This is a genomic window from Azospirillum mesophilum (genome assembly GCF_053470405.2).
The window spans coordinates 197823-217104 of record NZ_JBPXMQ020000004.1; the positions used below are offsets into that span (position 1 = coordinate 197823).

General features: G+C 71.8%; 11 protein-coding genes. 2 read left to right on the forward strand and 9 right to left on the reverse strand.

Features of this window, described 5'->3' with window-relative positions:
* Positions 1 to 88: 88 nt before the first annotated feature.
* From ACSVC7_RS06825 to ACSVC7_RS06865, 9 genes are all read right to left on the reverse strand, one after another.
* Positions 89 to 2962 (reverse strand): acyltransferase domain-containing protein, encoded by a 2874-nt coding sequence (locus tag ACSVC7_RS06825; RefSeq protein WP_448203900.1) that lies wholly within the window; start codon positions 2960 to 2962, stop codon positions 89 to 91.
* Positions 2959 to 9903 (reverse strand): SDR family NAD(P)-dependent oxidoreductase, encoded by a 6945-nt coding sequence (locus ACSVC7_RS06830; protein WP_448203901.1) that lies wholly within the window; start codon positions 9901 to 9903, stop codon positions 2959 to 2961. Before ACSVC7_RS06830 ends, ACSVC7_RS06825 begins: the two co-directional genes overlap by 4 nt.
* The gene (locus ACSVC7_RS06835; protein WP_448203902.1) at positions 9904 to 11223 is read right to left on the reverse strand and encodes a glycosyltransferase; all 1320 of its coding nucleotides are present in this window, start codon (positions 11221 to 11223) and stop codon (positions 9904 to 9906) included.
* A 6-nt stretch (positions 11224 to 11229) separates the two neighbouring features.
* Positions 11230 to 11526, reverse strand: coding sequence for a phosphopantetheine-binding protein (locus tag ACSVC7_RS06840; RefSeq protein ID WP_448203903.1), 297 nt, complete (start codon positions 11524 to 11526; stop codon positions 11230 to 11232).
* A gap of 25 nt (positions 11527 to 11551) precedes the next feature.
* Entirely contained in the window at positions 11552 to 12853 is a 1302-nt protein-coding gene (locus tag ACSVC7_RS06845; protein WP_448203904.1) for a twitch domain-containing radical SAM protein, read from the reverse strand.
* A 65-nt stretch (positions 12854 to 12918) separates the two neighbouring features.
* A complete protein-coding gene (locus ACSVC7_RS06850; RefSeq protein ID WP_448203905.1) occupies positions 12919 to 14214 on the reverse strand; it encodes a twitch domain-containing radical SAM protein in 1296 nt (431 codons plus the stop codon).
* On the reverse strand, positions 14183 to 15547 hold the full coding sequence (locus ACSVC7_RS06855; RefSeq protein ID WP_448203906.1) for a twitch domain-containing radical SAM protein: 1365 nt from the start codon (positions 15545 to 15547) through the stop codon (positions 14183 to 14185). Before ACSVC7_RS06855 ends, ACSVC7_RS06850 begins: the two co-directional genes overlap by 32 nt.
* Positions 15544 to 16530 (reverse strand): hypothetical protein, encoded by a 987-nt coding sequence (locus tag ACSVC7_RS06860; RefSeq protein ID WP_448203907.1) that lies wholly within the window; start codon positions 16528 to 16530, stop codon positions 15544 to 15546. The genes ACSVC7_RS06855 and ACSVC7_RS06860 overlap by 4 nt, the downstream gene beginning before the upstream one ends.
* Before the next feature lie 61 nt (positions 16531 to 16591).
* On the reverse strand, positions 16592 to 16888 hold the full coding sequence (locus ACSVC7_RS06865; protein WP_448203908.1) for a hypothetical protein: 297 nt from the start codon (positions 16886 to 16888) through the stop codon (positions 16592 to 16594).
* Positions 16889 to 17274: 386 nt separating this feature from the next.
* Between ACSVC7_RS06865 and ACSVC7_RS06870 the strand changes: the two genes are divergently transcribed.
* Together ACSVC7_RS06870 and ACSVC7_RS06875 are read left to right on the forward strand one after the other, a co-directional pair.
* A complete protein-coding gene (locus ACSVC7_RS06870) occupies positions 17275 to 18141 on the forward strand; it encodes a glucosamine inositolphosphorylceramide transferase family protein (protein WP_448203909.1) in 867 nt (288 codons plus the stop codon).
* Positions 18142 to 18156: 15 nt separating this feature from the next.
* Positions 18157 to 19281: a glycosyltransferase family 4 protein gene (locus ACSVC7_RS06875; protein WP_448203910.1), complete on the forward strand. Its 1125-nt coding sequence runs from the start codon at positions 18157 to 18159 to the stop codon at positions 19279 to 19281.
* Position 19282: the final 1 nt, after the last annotated feature.

The window sequence follows — 19282 nt, forward strand, 5'->3', positions numbered from 1 at the left end:
CGGGGCGGGGCGGAGGGTGGGGCGGGGGGAGGCCGGCTGTTGGACGGGAACCTGGGTCATCGGAACCGCGCGGGCGAGGGGGAAACGGTCAGGACAGGACGGCGAGGACGGCCCCGCCGTCGGCATGGAACTCCAGCGACGGCGGGCGGTCGGCGAAGACCGGGCCGCGGAGGGCGGGGCCGTCCGTGACTTCGATCTCATACAGCTCCGGCGGGGCGAGGCCGCGCCGCTCGGCCCAGCGGCGCGCGGCCTCCTTGGCGGCGATGCGCGACAGAAGCCAGCGCGTGCGCCGTTCGGGCGACGGCGGCAGGGCCAGCCACGCCGCGCGCTCCGCCTCGCTGAGGAGGAGGCAGGACAGCGCGCGCGCCCAGATGCCGCCGGCATCGTTCAGGATGTCCCAGTCCGCCGGATCGACGCGGCGGACGACGCCCGGCTGGTCCTCGCGCACGGGGTGGGAGAAGGCGGCGGCCTCGCCCCGGAAGATCCAGCCGCCCAGCGCTTCGGGAATCTCCAGAAGGCGCTGGCGGAAGCCCTCGACGGCGGCGATGGGGTGGCCGTCCGCCGTGGTGAAGAGGAAGTCCGCCTCCGTCGCCACGCCGGCCTCCAGCGCGATCCGCCCCCGGCAGCGCACCGCCGCGCCGGGTGGCGGCGGGGAGCGGTACAGCGTCACGCGGCGGGCGGCGAAGGGGAAGATGCCGAAATCGGGGGTCGGCCGATGGCGCTCCAGCAGCCAGAAGGCCACCAGTTGCCCGGCGCAGTCGATCAGCGCGGGATCCAGTTGCAGCGCGGTGCCGTCCAGGCCCGGCAGCGTTGTGACGACGAGGTCCGCCTCCACGCTCGCCGGACCAAGGGCGGTGACGCGCCGAATGCCCTGAAAGCAAGGACCATGGAAGGCGTAGTCGCGGTAGAAGCGCTCCGGCGTCCAGCGGCTGGGCGGGCGCGCGTCGGGCTCCGGTGCGGGCAGGGCGGGCGCGGGGGGAGCCGTGCCGACGGCCTCCAGGGTGGCTTCGAAGGCGGGGCCGGCGGGGTTGTCGGGTTCGGACAGGGCGACGCCGCGCTGCTCGTAAGCGCAACGCAGCGTCAGGGAGCCTTGGTCGAGCGCCATCCAGCGGTGCGCGCGCACGTCGCCCAGCACCAGGGGGCCACCACGACCGGCGGCGCGCCGCGCGCCCTCCGCTGTGATTTCCAGGCTGGTGGTGAAGGACAGGACGGGCAGCGGCGCGGGCGCGGCAGAGCCGGGACGCCGGCGGCCCAGGCTGTGGTCGATCAGGAAGGGGTCGCTGTGTGGGGTGAAGCGGCGCTCGCCGTTGCCCAGCAGGGGGTAGGCGGCGGGTGGCGGAGGAGGGGTGGGCGCGGTGGACAGGATGCTGCGGGCCAGCGCGTCCATGCGCGCGAGGCTGGCGCGCGTGTCGGCGATCAGGGCGGATTGGGCGGCGGTGATGGCGGAGAGGGTGGAGGGGGTTGCGCGGGCATCTCCCTCTCCCCTCTGGGGAGAGGGTGGGGGTGAGGGGGTTGCGCGTGGGCCGGACGTACTGGAGTCGCGGGGCCCCCTCACCCTAACCCTCTCCCCGGAGGGGAGAGGGGATTGAAGGGAGGGGAAAGGGGAGGACAGCAGTGTGTCCAGGGCTTGCGGGTTCACCGTCAGCCCCTGCGCGTGCAGGGCGGCCAGCAGGTGGCGGAGTTGCGCCACGTCGCCGCGGTGGGCGGAGGAAGAGGCGACCGCCAGATGCGGGCGGCCGCGCAGCGTGTCTTCGACGAAGGCGGTCAGCTTGGCGTCGGGGCCGACCTCCACGAAGGTGCGCACGCCGGAGTCGTGCAGCGCGGCGATGGCGTCGCCAAGCCGGACGGGCGCGGTCCATTGCGCGGTCATCGCGGCGCGCACGGAAGCCGGGTCCGCGTCCATCGGGCCGCAGCTGAGGCAGGAGAAGACCGGCAGGCGCGCCGCGCGCAGCGGCAGCGCCTCGTAGCAGGCGGCCAGCGTCTCCGCCCAGTCGGCGAACAGGGGGGTGTGGTAGGCGCGGTTGAAGGGCAGTTCGCCGCAGAGGCCGCCGCCAGCGGCGATGGCCTCTGCCGCCGCGGCGATGGCGTCCTGCCGTCCGCCCAGCACCTGCTGGCGGGGGCAGTTGTCCATGGCGAGGAACAGGCTGTCCGGCCGCTCCGCCACCAGCGCGTCGAGCCGCGCGCGGGGCACGGCGCTGACCGCCGCCATGCGCTCCGCCACCGCCGGCAGGCCCAGGCGGCGGCCGGCGAGGCTGGCGTGGCGCAGCCAGTCGCACAGCGCGTCGCGCTGCGTCACGGTGTCGGTGCAGGCGACCATCACCGCCGCGTGCTCCCCGTTGCTGTGGCCCAGCACCGCGTCGGGGACGACGCCCAGCCGGGTCAGCAGTTCGTTCAGCGCCAGATTGGCGACGGTGCCAAGCTGCGCGCCGTGGCCGATGTCGAACAGGTCGCGTTCGACCGCGCGCCGCTGCTCCTCGGTCAGGCTGTCGGGCGGGAACATCAGGGCGCTCGGCGGCGGTTCCCCCCGGCGGCGGTAGGCGTCGTCCAGCGCGTCGAACCACGCCCGCACGGGGGGCAGCCGCTCGTACAGCTCCCGCAGCATGCCGATGCGTTGCGAGCCCTGGCCGGGGAACAGGAAGGCGACGCGCCCCGGCACGGCGCCGGAGGCGAAGTAGACGCCGCGCTCGCGGACGATCAGGCGGGCGCGCTTGCCGTCGGACAGGCGGGAATGGGCAAGTTTCAGCCGTTCCGCCAGACCGTCCGGGGGCGAGACGATGGCGAGGCGTTCCGGGTCGCCGGGATTGCCGGGGGCGTCCTCGGCACTCCGGCCCGCCTCCAGCGCGGCGATGGTCCGCTCCAGCGTCGCCAGCAGGGCGGCGCGGTCGGGGGCGCCGGCCAGGAACAGCCGCTCCTCGGGCGGAGACTCCAATGTTGAAGGCGGCAGCCCCGGAGGGAGGCTCATCCGGCCTCTCCGATGCGCTCCGTCAGTTCGCGCATCTGCAACAGCAGGACCGACGCCTCGAACACGGAGGAGAGCAGCGCGTTGGACGGCTGTCCCCACGGCCCGCGCCCGGCGATCACCTCCGCGTCGGCCTTGGTGCCGTGGCTCAGCTCCTCCACGAAGAAGCGGCGCCCGGCCTCCGGGTCGATGGGCAGGATGCCCTGGGCTTCCAGCAGGAAGCGCACTCCGCCTCCGCTGGCCATGCCGGTGCCGCTCCACGGACCCCAGTTGATGGTGACCACGCGCGTGTCCGGCCAGCGGGCGTTCATGCGGTGGGCCAGCCGGTTCATCGTCTCGTTCGCGGCGGCGTAGTCGGCCTGCCCCTGGTTGCCGAAGCGCCCGGCGATGGAGCCGAAGAGGACCACCCACTTCAGCCCCTCCGGCCGCAGGCGGCGGCTGAGGATCCAGGCGCTGTCGGCCTTGGTGTCGAAGACGCGGTCGAAGGAGTCCGGGGCCTTGGCGGTGAACTTCTGGTCCTCGATGACGCCGGCGCCATGCACCACCGCGTCGATGCGGCCATGGCGCCGGTAGAGGTCGTCGATCAGCCCGCCGAACGCCTCCTCCGACCGGACGTCCAGCCCGTGATACTCAACCTCCGCCCCGGCCTTGCGGAATCCGTCCAGCGCCTCTTCGCGCTGGCGCAGCACGTCCTCGGGCGCGTCGTTGCCGGCGCGGCCGACCAGCACGAGGCGAACGCCGGGGCGGGCCAGCTCGCGCGCGATCTCCGCCGTGATGCCGCGCGCGCCGCCGGTGACGAGCACCACCCAGCCCTCGGCCGGACGCCAGTCCTGAAGTGCCGCGTTGGCGGGGAGCGGTGCAGGCTCCGCCATGTACATCAGGCGGCGGCCCTGCGCGTAGCCGACCTCCTCCCCGCCGCCGGGCATCAGCAGCTCGTCCAGCAGGCGGGCGGCGATGGTCTCGGCGGTGGCGGCGTCCTCGAAATCGACGGTCTTGCTGACCAGATGCGGGTATTCCCGTTCCAGCGAGCGCAGGATGCCGTGGCTGCCGCCGGCCGCCGGGCTTTCGGGCAGCGTGCCGCCACGCCCCCAATCGCCTCCCAGCCGTGTCGCCGCGACGAGGTGCATGGGCAGGTCCGTGCGGTCGAGGTCGTCGGCGCAGCACTGCACCAGATGGAACAGCGCCTTGGTCGAAAGCGCCGTGGCCTCCCTCCAGGACGCCAGCCTGTCGGCCTCCGCGTCGAAGCCCAGCCCCGCCAGATGGACGAGGCCGCGCACCGGCCCGTGCAGCTCCCGCAGGACCAGAACGCGCTGGGCGATGGCGTCGGGGTCGGCCAGATCGGCGCGGCGGACCAGCGCGGCGTAGGCGCCGTGCCGCCGCAGCTCCACCGCCAGACGGTCGGCGACGCCCAGCGCGTCCTCCGTCACCAGATAGAGGCCGCCGAGCCGCGCGCCCTTCAGCGCCGGCAGGGGCTTGGGCGTGCCGCGCATGACGAAGCGGGGGCAGGCGGACTCGCCGGCGGTTCCGGCCGGGGCCTCGCCCACGGTGATGCGCAGGGACCCGCCGCCGTCGGACGCCGACGCCTCCCGCATCAAGGCGTCCACGATGTCGTTCAGCGATTTGGCGCGGGTCAGGCGGTTGAAGCGCTTCTGCACGCGTTCCGCCACCGCCTCCGGCAGCGTGGCGACGAGACGGCCCAGGATCTCGATGCGCTTGATGGAATCGACGCCCAGTTCGGCTTCCAGATCCTGCTTGGGATCCAGAACCTCGGCGGGGTAGCCGGTGCGGTCGCTGACCAGCCGCAGGGTTTCTGCCATCAGCGCCTCGCGGTCAAGCCGCAGGGCGGCCTCCGGCGCGGGCACGGCGCGGGGCGACGGGGGAGCCTCCACCACGGCGGGCGCCGCCGGGGCCGGGGCGGGTGCCGCCGGGAGCCCGGCTCCACCGCCCAGCAGATGGGCCAGCACACGCTCCTGCTGGTCGAGGAAGCGGCGCATGGTCTCCTGATACTCGCCGTAGACGGCGGCGATGGGGTTGCCGGACGCAGCCGGCAGCGCGCCGGGGATGCCCATGGCCGGGGGCGGGCTGTCGGCGTCGAGGAAGGGCAGGGAGCCGACGAGGCCCGGCTCGCCGGCGCGGAAGACCCGGCCGCCGTCCATCATCCAGCCCGGCGCCTTTTTGGTCTGCATAAGCTGGCCGGGCAGGCGCACCGGGCGGTTTTCGAACAGCGCGTCGAGCGCGGTCACCGCGCCGCGCACGTAGAGCTGCGCCACGGCCTCCAGCCAGGGGCGCAGGCCGCCGTCGGCGCTCAGCGCGTGGTGCGGGCGGTCGCCCAGCGTCTGGCGGACCAGACCGGTCAGCACGCGGCCCGGCCCCAGCTCCAGGAACAGGCGGACGCTGGCGGCGTACAGGCCCTCGATCTGGGCGACGAAATCGACCGGCTGCTCCAGATGCTCCACCCATCGGGCGCGGATCGATGCGGCGTCGGCGGGGTAGGGCGCGCCATCGAGGTTGGCGTGCACCGGCAAGCGCGGGGCGGCGACCTCAATGGCGTTGGTGACGAAGCGGGCGAAGGGCTCCCGCGCCGGGCGCATCAGGGGGGAGTGGAAGGCGCCCGAGACGGTCAGTTTCCGCACGGTGTGGCCGTCGGCGCGCAGGCGCTCCAGCACCGCCTGCACCGCCTCCGTGGCGCCGGACAGCACCTGCTGGCGCGGGGCGTTGCCGTTGGCGATGCGCACGTCGGCCACGCCATCCAGATAGGGTTCCAGCTCGGCCCGCGTCAGTGCGGCCATGCCCATGGTACCGGCATCAGGGCCGACCCCAGCCATCAGGCGCCCGCGCATCTCCGCCAGACGCAGCAGGCCGTCGCGGTCGATGGCTCCGGCGGCGTGCAGGGCCACGAACTCGCCGAAGCTGTGGCCGGCGACCCGCGCCGGCTCAACGCCCAGGCGGCGCAGGCTGTCGAGCAGGCCGCAGCTGACCACCGCGATGGCCGGCTGGGCGATGCGGGTGTCGGCAAGGTCCTTTTCCTGGCGCGCGGATTCCTCGTCGTCGAAGGCGGCGGGCGGCAGGATCAGGCGGCACAGCGCCTCGCCGGCCTGTTCAAAGGCGGCGCGCATCTCCGGCCGGTAGAGCGCCAACTCCCCGCCCATGCCCGGATGCTGGGATCCCTGGCCGGGGAACAGGAAGGCCACGTCGCCGGGCACCGCGTCACGGCTGAAGAAGACGCCGGGGAGCGGTGCGGGCTTGTCCAGCGCGTCTCGGGCGGCGGTCAGCTTCTGCCGCAAGTCGGCCGCGTCAGCCGCCACGACGGCGAGGCGCAGCGGCCCGCCGTCGCGGGCGGCCATGGCACAGCGGAAGGACAGGTCGCGCAGGCGCGTGTCGCCGTCCACAGCGTCACAGGCGGCGATCAGCCGGTCGATGCCCGCCGCCAGACCGGCGCTGTCGGCGGCGGCCAGCACGAACAGCTCGCACGGCCAGTCGTCCGCACCCAGCGCCGCGCCGTCATCGTCATAGCCTTCGAGAACGGCGTGGAAATTCGTGCCGCCGAAGCCGAAGGCGCTGACGCCGGCCCGGCGCGGCTGCCCCGGACGGGCCAGCCAGGGGCGCGCAGTGTCGAGCAGATGCACCGGGCTCAGCGGGTCGCGCAGGGCCTCCAGCGGCCGGTCCACCCCGGCGTGGGGCGGCAGGGTGCGGTGGTGCAGCGCCAGCGCCGCCTTGACCAGCCCGGTCAACCCGGCCGCCGCGCGCGTATGGCCCAGCAGGCTCTTGGCCGAACCGACCGCGCAGGAGCGCGGCGGGACGTTGCCGGCGCGGAGCGCGGTGGTGAAGGTCTCCAGCTCCGCCCGGTCGCCGACCTTGGTGCCGGTGCCGTGCGCCTCGTACAGGCCAAGCGAGGCGACCTCCACCCCCGCCTGGGCATAGGCGCGGTCGAGCGCCAGCACCTGCCCCGCCGGCTTCGGTGCTGTCAGCCCCATGCCCTTGCCGTCGCTGGACCCGGCGACGGAGCGGATCACGGCGTAGACGCGGTCGCCGTCGCGCTCCGCGTCCGCCAGCCGCTTCAGCACCAGCATGACGGCGCCCTCGCTCAGTACGATGCCGTCGGCACCCTCGTCGAACACGCGGGCCTTGCCGGTGGCCGACAGGGCGCCCGTCTTGCTGAAGGCCATGAAGGCGTGCGGCGAGCCTTCCAGCTCCACCCCGCCGGCCAGAGCCATGTCGGAGCCGCCGGTCTGCAGCTCCCGCACCGCCAGATCGAGCGCGGCGAGGGAGGAGGCGCAGGCCGCGTCCACCGTGAAGTTCGGACCGCCCAGGTCGAAGCGGTTGGCGATGCGCCCGGCGATGACGTTGACCAGGATGCCGGCCTGACTCTCCTCGCTCCATTCCGGCAGGCGCTGGTAGGCGTCCTCGCCCGGCTGGGTGCAGAGCGGCAGGCTGCTGCGCGCTTGGTAATAGTGCTGGAGGTCGCCGGTGCTGGCCGCGCCGACGATGACGGCGGTGCGCTTGCGCAACGCCTCCTCCGCGATGGCGTCGCCGAAGCCCGCGTCGCGCAGCGCCCGGCGCGTCACCTCAAGGCCCAGAAGCTGCGGCAGGGCGATGGAGGGCAGCGACTTCGGCGGGATGCCGAAATGCAGCGGGTCGAAGGGGATCGGGTCGATGAAGCCGCCCCAGCGGGCGTAGATGCGGTCGCGCGCCGCCGGATCGGGATCGTAGTAGAGGCGCCAGTCGAAGCGGTCGCGCGGGATTTCCCGGATCACGTCCACCTTGTCCAGCAGGTTGCGCCACAGCGTTTCCGGATCGGTGGCGCGCGGTAGCACGCAGCCGATGCCGACGATGGCGACCGGCGGCGGGGCCGGGCGCGGGGTGGGGGGCTGCTTGCGCCGCGCCTCTCCCTCGGCGAGGTCGGCCAGAAGATCGGTGCCGCCCGCGCTCACGTCCTCGTGCAGGTCGGCGCAGCGCACGGGCGCGTCGCGCAGCACCGCCAGTTCGCCCAGCATGTAGAGGCCACCGGCGCGCTGCTGCGCCTCGTCCACCGGGTGCAGGCCGTCGGTGCGGCGCTCCAGCCCCTTGGCGGCCAGACGCAGGCGGCCGGCGACCATGCGTTCCAGCGCGTCGCCCTGCTCGGCCGGCGCCACGCCCTCCGCCCGCAGCGCACGGCCGCGCGCCGCGAAGGCATCGAGGAAGGGGGTGGGGGCGCAGCGGATGCGGTGGCCCGGCCGCGTCTCGATCACCGCCGTGGACCGGCAGGCCATCGCCTGTCCCTGGAAGCCGGGCAGGATCGCGCCGCCCTCCACCGCCTCCGCCGTGAAGAGGTAGGCGGTGCCCATCAGAACGCCGACGGACACGCCGCGCTCGGCCAGCGGGGCGGCGAGTGCGGCCACCATGGCGGCGGAGCGCGCGTCGTGGATGCCACCCGCGAACAGCACATGCACGCCTTCCGCCCCGCTCGGCGGAAGCTGGGCGAGCAGCACGTCCACCGCTGCGCTCCACAGGGCGAAGCCGTGCAGCGGGCCGATGTGGCCGCCGCACTCGCTGCCCTCGAAGATGAAGCGCTTGGCGCCCTGGTCGAGGAACATGCGCAGCAGTCGCGGGGTCGGGACGTGCAGGTAGGTGGCGGTCCCCAACTCCTCCAGCCGCGCGGCGTGGTCGGGGCGTCCGCCGGCGATCAGCGCCAGGGGCGGCCGGGCCTTCGCCACCGCCTCCACCTGCGCCTGCCACAGTTCCTCCGGCAGGTAGCCCAGCATGCCGACGCCCCAGGGGCGGCTGCCCAGCGCGTGTTTGGCTTCCTCCAGCAGGGCGCCGGCCTGCGCGCCGCTCATGACAGAGAGCGCCAGCATGGGCAGGGCGCCGCCGTCGGCGACGGACAGGGCGAAGGGCACGCGGTCGCTGACCCGCGTCATCGGCCCCTGCACGATGGGGTAGCGCGTGCCATGGGAGCGGGCGAGCGGCCCGTCCGCTTCCAGCGGGCGCAGCCGCGCGGCGGTGGCGATGCTCCGTTCGCTGGTTTCCAGCACGGCCCGGATCAGCCGGCCCACCGTGCCGTGGCGCTCCGCCACGGTCGCGGCCCAGCCGGCACCCTGGCCCAGCGGCCATGCGGCGCGGTCCGGCTCGCCCCAGCCCAGCGCCCCGGCGACGGCGGCGCGCCACGCGGCGGGGCGTTCGGTCTCCGCGACGGTTTCGGCGATCTCGGCGGCGCGGCGGCGCAGGGCGCGGGCGGCGGGGAAGGCGGCGTGGTCGGCGACACGGCAGGGGGCGCCCCACTCCGCACCCAGGGCAACCGTGTCCTCCACGCCCAGGCCGCCGAGCAGCGCGCGCTGGTGGGCGGGCAGGGGCGATTCGCGCAGCAGAAGCAGCGCGTCGTCCAGCACCACGCCCGCCGCGCCGGCGGCCCGGCAGGCGGCGGCGCTGTACGGGCCGATGCCGCCTTGGATCCAGAAGGGACGCTTCTGACGGGCCAAGCGCTGGCACAGGATGAAGGCGGCCTCCCGCCCGCTGCGCCCGCCGCATTCGGACCCACGCCCCAGCCAGCCAGTGACCGGCAGGGCCGGATCGACGGCGTCCAGATCGTCGCTCGCTGTGACCTCCAGCCACAGGCTGCGTCCGGGGGCGTCGAGCGCGCACAGCAGCCCGGCGAGGTCGCCACCCCGCCAGCCACACAGCACGAGCGGATGCGGCGTCCCCGCCAGCCGGTCGAGCAGGGCGGCGTGCGTTTCCGTCTGATCGGCGGCAAGGCGCAGCGCGATGCGGCCCGCAGCGTCCGGCGCGGCGTCGCGCAGAAGCCGGCCGAGATGCTCGGCGGCGGCAGGCACCGCGTCGGCGGGGCACAGTTCGGCGTCCAGCAGGGCGATGCCGCCGGCCCGCAGCGTCGCGCGGGCGATGCCGGGTGTGGACTGGATCGCCGACAGCGTCACAGCCGATAGCGTCACACGGGCAAAGCGCGTCATCATCTACTCTCGCGCGAAGGCTGGGCGGAGGGTGGTCACCGGCTTGGAGGAACGGCTGGTCAGGGTGCGCTCGACGATGCGCACCGCTTCGCCGATGCCGTCCTCGGCCATGATGGTCAGGCCGAGCGCCGTGGCGCGGCGGCGGATGCCGGCGTCCTCGGTCACGCGCCGCACGGCGTCGCAGAAGCGGCGGGGGGTGAGCTGCGACGGCGGCAGCGGGTCCACGCCGACGCCCAGCTTGGCGATCTGCCGGCCCCACAGACCCTGCTCGTAGCCGAAGGGGATGGCGAAGCTGGGCACGCCCGCGCGCAACGCCGCCGCCGCCGAGCCCGACCCGCCGTGGTGCACCATCGCGGCGACGCGCGGGAACAGCCAGTCGTAGGGGATCGAATCCACCCGGAAGATGGAGGAGGGAAGCTCCACCCCCTTCAGCCCGCCCCAGCCGGCGATCATGATGCCGCGCCGGCCCGACCGCTCCAGCCCTTCCACCACGTCGGCGGTGATGCGCCGGGCGTTGCGGCCGACCTGACTGCTGAAGCCGATGGCGACGGGCGGCTCGCCCGCCTCCAGGAACTCCACCAGATCGGCGGGCGGGGTGAAGCCGGACGGGCGGTCCTGGAACCAATAGCCGGTGACGTGGATGTGCCGGCCCCAGTCCCAGGGCTTGGGCAGCACCGCCGGGCTGTAGCCGAACAGGTGCGGCAGGCGGCGCAGCGCCCGCAGTTCGTCCTGCCAGCGGATCGTCGGCAGGCCCAGCGTGGTCTGGCGCCAGCGGTCCACCTGCTTCTGCCCGATGCGGGTGAAGGGCCGCGCCCACAGCCAGCTCAGCCGGTTGTAGAGCGGGCCGAGCGGCAGATACTCCAGCTCCTCCGGCCCCTGGAAGGGGTTGGCGAAGGCCGAGGTCGGCAGGTGCAGCACCGGGTTGACGCTGACCACGAAGACCGGGATCCCCAGCCGTTCGCCCAGCGACGGGCCGACGCGCGTCCAGGGCCAGCAGAGGATGGCGTCGCTGTCCTGGCACGCCTCCCAGCAGGCGGCCATCAGCTTGTCGAGGAAGGTGCCGAGATAGTCGTCGAAGAAGCGGACGAATTCCCGCTTGTCGCGGGTCCGCTCCCGCAGCGCGATCCCCGCCTGCCCGCCGAAGAAGGCCGAGGCGTTGCCCGTCAACCGGAAATAGTCGAGGCCGTACTGCCGCACGGTCCCCTCGAAATCCGCCGGGGCGGCGCAACGCACATCGAAGCCGGCGGCCTTCAGGCCGACGCCGAGCGCAATCAAAGGCTGCACGTCACCGCGCGAACCGAGGGCCAGGATCGTGCAGCGCATGATCGGTCACACGGTTTCGCTGATGCCCAGGCTCTCCATCAGGAAGGCCAGCAGTTCGCCCAGGGTGATGTCCTGCACATACTCGCCGTCGCGGACCGCCAGTTTCTCGAAGCTCAAGGGCTGTTCGAGGCGGTCTTCCAGATGGATCATCAGGTGGATGGCCTCCACCGACGAAATGCCGAGGTCGGCGCTGAGCCGCGTTTCGGGGGTGAGATCACCCGGCTCCTCGCCCTTTTCGTCGAGAAGCGCGTTCAGGCTTTCGACGACGGCGTTCCAGCAGTCCTTACGGGTGTCGATGCTCAAGATGTCCCCCAAAGCGAAAAAGCGGTTACTCGAAAAGCGGCGCCAGTTCGGGCACCACGTCCAGGGTGCGTTGCGCGCGGCGGCGGTCCTGCATCAGGCAGCGGTCACGGAACCGGGGGATCAGATCCTGGCGGTCGGCGGCCATCATGTGGGTGATGATGCCCTCGATGTTGTCCAGCAGGGTGTCCACCTGTCGGCGGCTCCAGCGCACCGGCCCGGTGTCCAGCCTTTCGGCGCACCGGCGCAGCCGCGCCGCAACTTCCGCTTTCATTTCCGGCCGCAAAATCTGGACGCTGTAGGCCTCCGGCTGAGAGAGAACGCTGAGATTCGGTATATCCATATGGTTGAATGAATTTAGTGCATAATCGACAATTGCGTCAATACCGAACGCACCATGCACTTGTATGGTTGTATTGATCGACATGGCCGTTACGCCGATGTTCTTGAATTCGCGATCGACGGTTTTCAGGTTCCGCTCCACAACCTCCCACCGCGAGGGGGAGCGGATCAGGTCGTTGACCGGCCCGACGCCGTCCAGGCTGACGGTCAGGCTGACCGCCTTGAAGTGGCGCCACAGCGCCGTCAGGCGCTTGGGCAGGGTGGTGAGGTTGGTGTTGTAGCTGAGCGTGATGTTGCCGGCGACGCCCAGTTCCACCGCGCGCTCCAGGATCTGGTACATCTGCTTGATGACGAAGGGCTCGCCGCCCAGGAAATGCAGCCAGTCGACCTGCGGCAGGAGCGCCTCGACCGACTGGCGGAAATCGTCGCGCTTGTACCAGTCGATGCGGCGCAGCGCGGTGACGAGCGGATCGTCGGCGGCGCGCCCCGTCCGTTCCACCCATTCGTCGATCAGGCCGGTGCTGTTGACCGGGGAGCACATGCGGCATTGCAGGTTGCAGGAATTGCCCGGATAGAGGTCGAACTTGCGGATCAGGTGAAGCGGGGCGGTGCCGTCCTCCGCCGTGGCGGCGACCGATGGGGCGATGCGGTCGGCGTAGACGCGGTTGTGGCGGCGGCGGTAGGGCTGCATCCCCGCCCCCTCGCCGCGCTGGCAGTCCCGGCATTCGAGAGGTGTCTTCCCGGCCAGCATGTCGCGGCGGATGCGCCGCATCGCCGCGCTGTTCCAGGCCCCCTCGACCCCGCCGGGGCCGACGGCGGACACCGCCTCCCGGTCCGGGGCCTCAGGCGTCAGCGGGAATTCCGTCAGATAGCAGGGGCGCACGCGACCAAGCTGGTCGGTGGCGAACTGCACCCAGGGCAGCACGCAGAAGCTGCGGGAGGGCAGTTCGTCGTCCTGCGCGGTCGGGCGGGTGTCGAGACACGTCATCGTCGGTGGCTCCTCCGGTTGGGCGACCGCGGCGATGGAAGCGATGGGGCTCAGGCGAACGGGCCTCAGGCGAACAGCGGCGCCAGCTCAGGCAACGCTTGGGCGGTGTCTTGGTTGCGCCGCCGGTCCTGGATCGCGCACAGGCGGCGGAACTCCGGCAGAAGATCGCGCCGGTCGGCGGCCATCATGTGCTCGACGATGCCGTTTGCCGCGTGCCGGAGATGGTCGATTTGCGCCGTGCTCCAGCGTTCCGGCCAGCGGCCCTCGAACCGCTCCAGGCAGCGGCGCAGCCGCGCGGCGGCCTCCTCCTTCAGGTCGGGCGGCAGGATCTGGACGTTCAGCGCCTCCGGCGCGCTGAGCAGGCTGAGGTTGGGGGCGTCCATGTGTGCGAAGGAGTCCGCGGCGTAGGCGATCAGCTCGTCGATGCGCAGGGCGTTGTAGACCTGCACCGTCACGTTCATGGACAGGCTGGCCACGTTCACCCGCTCGAATTCGCGGTCGATGGTGTGCAGGTTCCGGTCGATGTCCGCCCAGACGGAGGGCGCGCGGATCAGGTCGTTGACCGGCCCGACGCCGTCCAAACTGACGGTCAGGCGAACCGCCTTGAAATGCCGCCAAAAATCGAAAAGCCGGTTGGGCAGGGTGGTGAAGTTGCTGTTGTAGCTGAGCGTGACGCGCATGGCGTGGCCAAGCTCGATCACACGCTCCAGCACCTCGAACATCTGCGGGATCAGGAAAGGCTCGCCGCCCGCGAAGTGCAGGCGCTCCACATTGGGCAGCACGGCGTCGATGGCCTGCCGGAACTCCGCGCGCGTGAACCAGTCGATGGAGCGCAGAGGTTCCAGCGAGGGATCGCGGGGCGATAAGCCCTTGATCTCCGCCCATTCCGCCAGCAGCGCCCGGCTGGACAAGGGGGAGCACATGCGGCAGCGCAGGTTGCAGGAATTGCCCAGATAGAAGTCGATCTTGCGGACCAGACCGATCGGGGCCGACCCGTCCTCCGCCGTGGCGGCGGCGGCCTCGGCGATGTGGTCCTGGAACAGCCGGTTGTAGCCGTGCCGGTAATAGTGGACCCCCATATCCTCGTCACGGAAGCAGAGGGCGCAGGCGTCCGGCCGCCGCCCGGCCAGCATGTCGCGGCGCATGCCGCGCATCAGGGAGGAGTTCCAGGCGGCCTCGATCCCGCCAGGGCCATGAATCAGGGCGGGCGCTTCCGCCCCGTCGCCGTAGGCCAGAGGGCAGCCGCGCACGCGGCCGAGCGGATCGGCGTAGAGTTGGAGCCACGGCAGCGCGCAGAAGGTCGGCGACGGCAGCGGCAGCGCGTGGGTGTCAGCGTGTGTTCGGGGGGCCTTGTCCGTCATGGTCCGCGGGTCCTCCCTGATCGGGAGCGGCCGCGAGCAGCGGAGCCAACTCGGGGAGCACCGCCCGCGTGTCCTGCCTCCGGTGTTGGTCCTGGTGTCGGCTCCACCGCTGGAAATCAGGAACGAGATCGGAGCGGTCGACCTTCTTCATGTGGTCGAGAACCCCCTGGATTCCAGACGACAGGGCCGCCGCCTGGGCCTCGCCCCAGCGCGCCGCCCAGCGCGCGCCGGACCGTGCGAGCAGGTCGGAAAGCGTTGATTCGGCTTGCTCTTTCAGCTCCGGCGGCAGGATGCGGACGCTGAGATGTTCGGGGTACGTCAGAATACTCAGGTTCGGCGCCTCGAATCGCGCCAGGCTTCCGGCGGCGTACTCCAGCAGGCCGTCGAGGTGGAAAAGGTTGTAGACCTGCACCGCCGTGTTGATGCCCAGCCCGCCCGTGCAATTCAGCCGTGCCGCCTCGCGGTCGAGCCGGCGGAGGTTGGCGTCCAGCACGTCCCAGTTCGACGGGTGGCGGATGAAGCTGTTGACCGCCCCGACCGCGTCCAGGCTGACCGTGACGCGCACCGCCTTGAAGCGCGGCCACAGGTCGAACACGCGCTCCGGCAGGACGGTCAGGTTGGTGTTGTAGCTGATGGTGATGTCCTTGGCCCGGTCCAGCGCCACCAGCCGCTCCAGGAAATCGAACATGGCGTCGATCAGCAGCGGCTCGCCCCCGGCGAAGTGCAGCCGGTCGAGCGCGCCGGAATGCGCCTCGAACATCGTCCAGAACTCGGGCCGGGCGAACCAGTCCAGCCGGCGCAGCCCGTCGAAATAGGGATGCGTGGTCTCCACCCCGTGGAAATCGGCCCACTCCCCGATCAGCCCCTTGCTCGACTGCGGGGAGCACATGCGGCAGCGCAGGTTGCACAGGTTGCCGAGCCGCAGGTCCACCGTGCGCGGCGCCACCGGGACGCGCCCCTCCGCGTCGGTCTCGGCCAGCAGGCGCGGGACCAGCGCCCGGTGCTGCGCGTTCTGCGACTGGCGGTGGCTGCGCATGCCGAGGTCTTCGTACATGTAGCAGCGCTCGCACGGGGCCGGACGACGGCCGTCCAGCATGTCGCGGCGCAACTCGCGCATGTAGCGCGTGTTGAACCCGGCCTCCAGCCCGTCTCCATCGTGAACACGCTGTGGCTGCCCGTCGTCGTCGCGGACATTGGGCAGCTTCGACCCGACCGAGCGGCAACAGGGGTGCATCACCCCCGTCTCGTCCGCGAACACATGGATCCAGGGCAGGACGCAGAAGCTGGGCGACGGGTCGGTTTCGGAATCGGCAGTGGAATCGGAAAAGGTCATGCGGCGGTGTCCGAGGCGCGCAGGGCGAAATAGCCGCGCACCCGTTCGTGGAGATCCGGCTTGTCGCTGGCCCAGCGCAGGCAGCCCCCGCCGTCGAGGGTCACGTCGAGGGCCACGTCGGTCGCCGGGTCGTAGGCGTTGTCCTTCAGGATGGCGGCGCGGTCCACATACTTCCGCCCGGCGATGCTGCCGTGCCAGAGGTGGAGCACGCGCCCCGGCGTGTGATGGACGCGGCCCTGGACGTCCTCGTGGAAACGGCGGCTCCACTCGGCGATGGAGGCGACCATCGGGCGCGTCAGCTGGCGGCAGTAGGGGTTCAGGCCGCGCCAGAAGTCGTTGTCGCCGTAGATGGCGTGGGCGATGGCCACGTCGCCGCCGCCCAGCACGCTGCGGTCGTACAGCCCGTGCCGGTCCAGGATGGCGCGCCGTGCCGCCCAGGCGAAGCCGGTGTGGCCGTGCATGAAATAATCGGCCAGCGCGCGGCGTCGGTCCGCGCAGCCGGCCAGCGCCGCGGCCATGCCCGGCAGGCATTGCCCCTCGCCCAGCCCAAATGGCAGATCCTGCGGCAGGGTTCGCGTGCCGCGCGGCAGCCAGCAGGCCGTGTCGTAGGGCTGCACAACGGAAAAGGATTCAAGAAGCCGGGCCGTCTCGCCCACCCACCCGTCGTTCTCGAACAGGATGTCGGCGTCCAGCCAGACCACCTTGTCGCAGGACGGCGGCAGCGACTCCACACCGATGTTCAGCAGCCGCTCCTTCTGCCACAGCACCGCGCCGGAGCGGCGGCGGACCAAGAGGTCGGCGCAGTCGTCGGGCAGCGTGAAGGGCGCGTCGGCGAAGGCAAGCTCGACAATCAGAAGCTTCAGGCCCTGGTCGCGGACCCGCCGGCCGAACAGGGCCAGATTGTCCCGCATGACGGGGGCGCCCGCCGGGTTGAAGTAGGCGGCGACCCCCCACAGCTCCCCCGGAAGGGAGATCGCGGGCAAGCCCGGATCCCCCACCCCGGATGGGGTTGCCCTGATCGGTGAACCGGTCAAGGCGCCGGACTCAGACGGCGACCTTGCCCGTCCGGCGGTGCTCGACGTGGGCGTCCAGCAGGTCCAGCAGCGGGACGAGCGGGGTGACCTCGGCGTCCATGATGAAGTTCTTGCGCAGCTCGACGGTCAGCTCGGCGTTGCCCGGCGAGTTCACGACGAGGACCAGGCCGCCGCCGACCTTCGAATAGGCGCCGACGATCGAGCCCTTCGACATGGCCTTCTGGACGCCGTCCTTGAACGCCTGGAGGTGCTCTTCCTCCATCTGGTTGATGAAACCCTTCGCCTGGAGGCTCACGAGATACAGCATTTTCTCATCCTATGACGGTCGTTTCGGGACTGATGCACGATATACGACGCAACAAAATCGAAAGCCTATCTCATTGCGTGAATATCGCTTTGTGGTGTATATCAACTTTCGAAAGAAAGTCAATTCATGGGGCGTACCAGCGATCGGCATACAATCGCACATCCACCAACCGGCGGTATATTATCGCATGCGATAAAAAGCCGGCCTCCCGCCCCCCGTTTTCCGTACAAACGAATGAAAATGCAGCGTTTCCGCGCGGTTGAGCTTGAGGAGCGGACCAGAGCATTCGCCGGAATTCTCCGATTCGCCGCGGGAACTGCCGACAGAGGCCAACACAGGGTTGTCATGACGATTTCTTCCGCATCGACATACGGGCACGGCACGACATGGCGGTGAAGGCCCCGCGCTGGCGCAACCGCTGGTCCATCGGTCTCTACCGCGGCCCCAGCCCCCTGGCCCTGCGCCCCCTGGACAAGGCCGACCGGCCGGCGCTGACCGCCCGCGACGTCACCGACATCCCGGCGCAGGCCGTGGCCGACCCGTTCCTGCTGCGCCGCGACGGGCTCTGGCACATGTTCTTCGAGGTGATGAACGGCGCCACGGACCTGGGCGAGATCGCCCATGCCACCAGCCCCGACGGTCTGGCCTGGAGCTACGGCGCGGTCGTGCTGCGCGAGCCGTTCCACCTGTCCTACCCGCAGGTCTTCGCCTGGGACGGTGCGGTGTGGATGGTCCCGGAAACGCGGCAGGCCGAGTCGGTGCGCCTCTACCGGGCGACCGACTTCCCGCGCGGGTGGGAGTGCGTGGGCACGCTGCTGCACGGCCGCTATGCCGACGCCACGCTGTTGAACCACGACGGCCGCTGGTGGATGTTCGCCCAGCGCGGCCTGGACGAGATGCGTCTGTTCATGGCCGACAGGCCGGACGGCCCCTGGCGCGAGCATCCGGCCAGCCCGCTGTGGCCCGGCAACCGCAGCCGCACGCGGCCCGGCGGGCGCATGCTGGTCCATGAGGGGCGCATCCTGCGCTTCGCCCAGGACGGCTGGCCGTCCTACGGCAGCCGCCTGTGCGTGTTCGAGATCGACCGCCTGACCGAGACCGACTACGCCGAGCACGAGCTGCCCGAAAGCCCGATCCTGCGCGCCACCGGCACCGGCTGGAACGCGGTCGGCATGCACCACATCGACGCCGTGCCGACCGACGACGGCGACTGGCTGGCCGCCGTGGACGGCGCCAGCCTCGCCCTTTACTGACCGGGGATGGGCCGAATGAGCCTCGACGCCAAGATCTGCCTGTCCACGCAGGAATACCCGCCCCACGTCGGCGGCGTCGCCATCGCCGCGCGCCGGCTGGCGCGGCTGCTGGTCGCGGCCGGCTGCCAGGTGCATGTGGTGACCCCCTGCGACACCGCCGGCGCCACCGGCGAGGTGCGCACCGACGTCGAGGACGGGGTCACCGTCCACCGCCTGTATCACGACTTCAGCAACCCGCAGGCGGCCTTCGCCTTCCGCCAGCTGGTGCGCGACCTGGACGGGCGCGTTGGCTTCGACCTGTTCCACGGCTTCTTCCTGACGGCGGTCTACCCCTGCACGACCGTCGCCGGCCGCCGCCCGGTGATCGCAAGCGTGCGCGGCAACGACGCGCTGACCCTGATCGACCACCCCTACACGCGCGCCACCATCCTGTCGGGCCTGCGCAAGGCCACCTGGATCACCTCCGTCAACGAGCTGTACCTCCAGCGCGTAGCGCGGGAGGTTCCGGTGGAGGGCCGCTCCTCCGTCATCCGCAACGGCGTCGCCCCGGTGCCGGAGGCCGCCGAGCCCTGGCGCCTGACCGACGCCAACCGGGGCGTGGTCGGCACGGTGGGGCAGCTTCGGCGCGTCAAGGACCTGCCGCTGCTGGTGCGCGGCTACGCCGCCGTTCCGGCCGAACTGCGGTGCCGGCTGGTCATGGCCGGCTACTTCCACGACCGCGACGAGGAGGAGTGGACCCACACCCTGGTCCGCGAGTTCGGCCTGGAGGCCGAGGTGGTGGTGACCGGCCATTTCCCCCAAACGGAAGTGTTCGGCCATCTGCGCGGCATGCATTGCTACGTCCAGTCCTCCGCCTTCGAGGGGCTGCCCAACGCGCTGATGGAGGCGGCCTGCCTGGGCCTGCCGCTGGTGGCGACGGCGGTCGGCGGCATGCGCGAGGTGCTGGACGACGGCGACACCGCCCTTCTGGTGCCGCACGGCGACCCAGCCGCCATGGCGCAGGCCATCGCCCGCGTGCTATCCGACGACGCGCTCGCCGCGCATCTCTCGACTGGCGCCCGCAAACTGGCCGCCCGCCTCAGCCCAGACAAGGAACGGGACGAGTGGCTGGGCCTGTACGGGCGCCTGCTGGCCGCGTGAG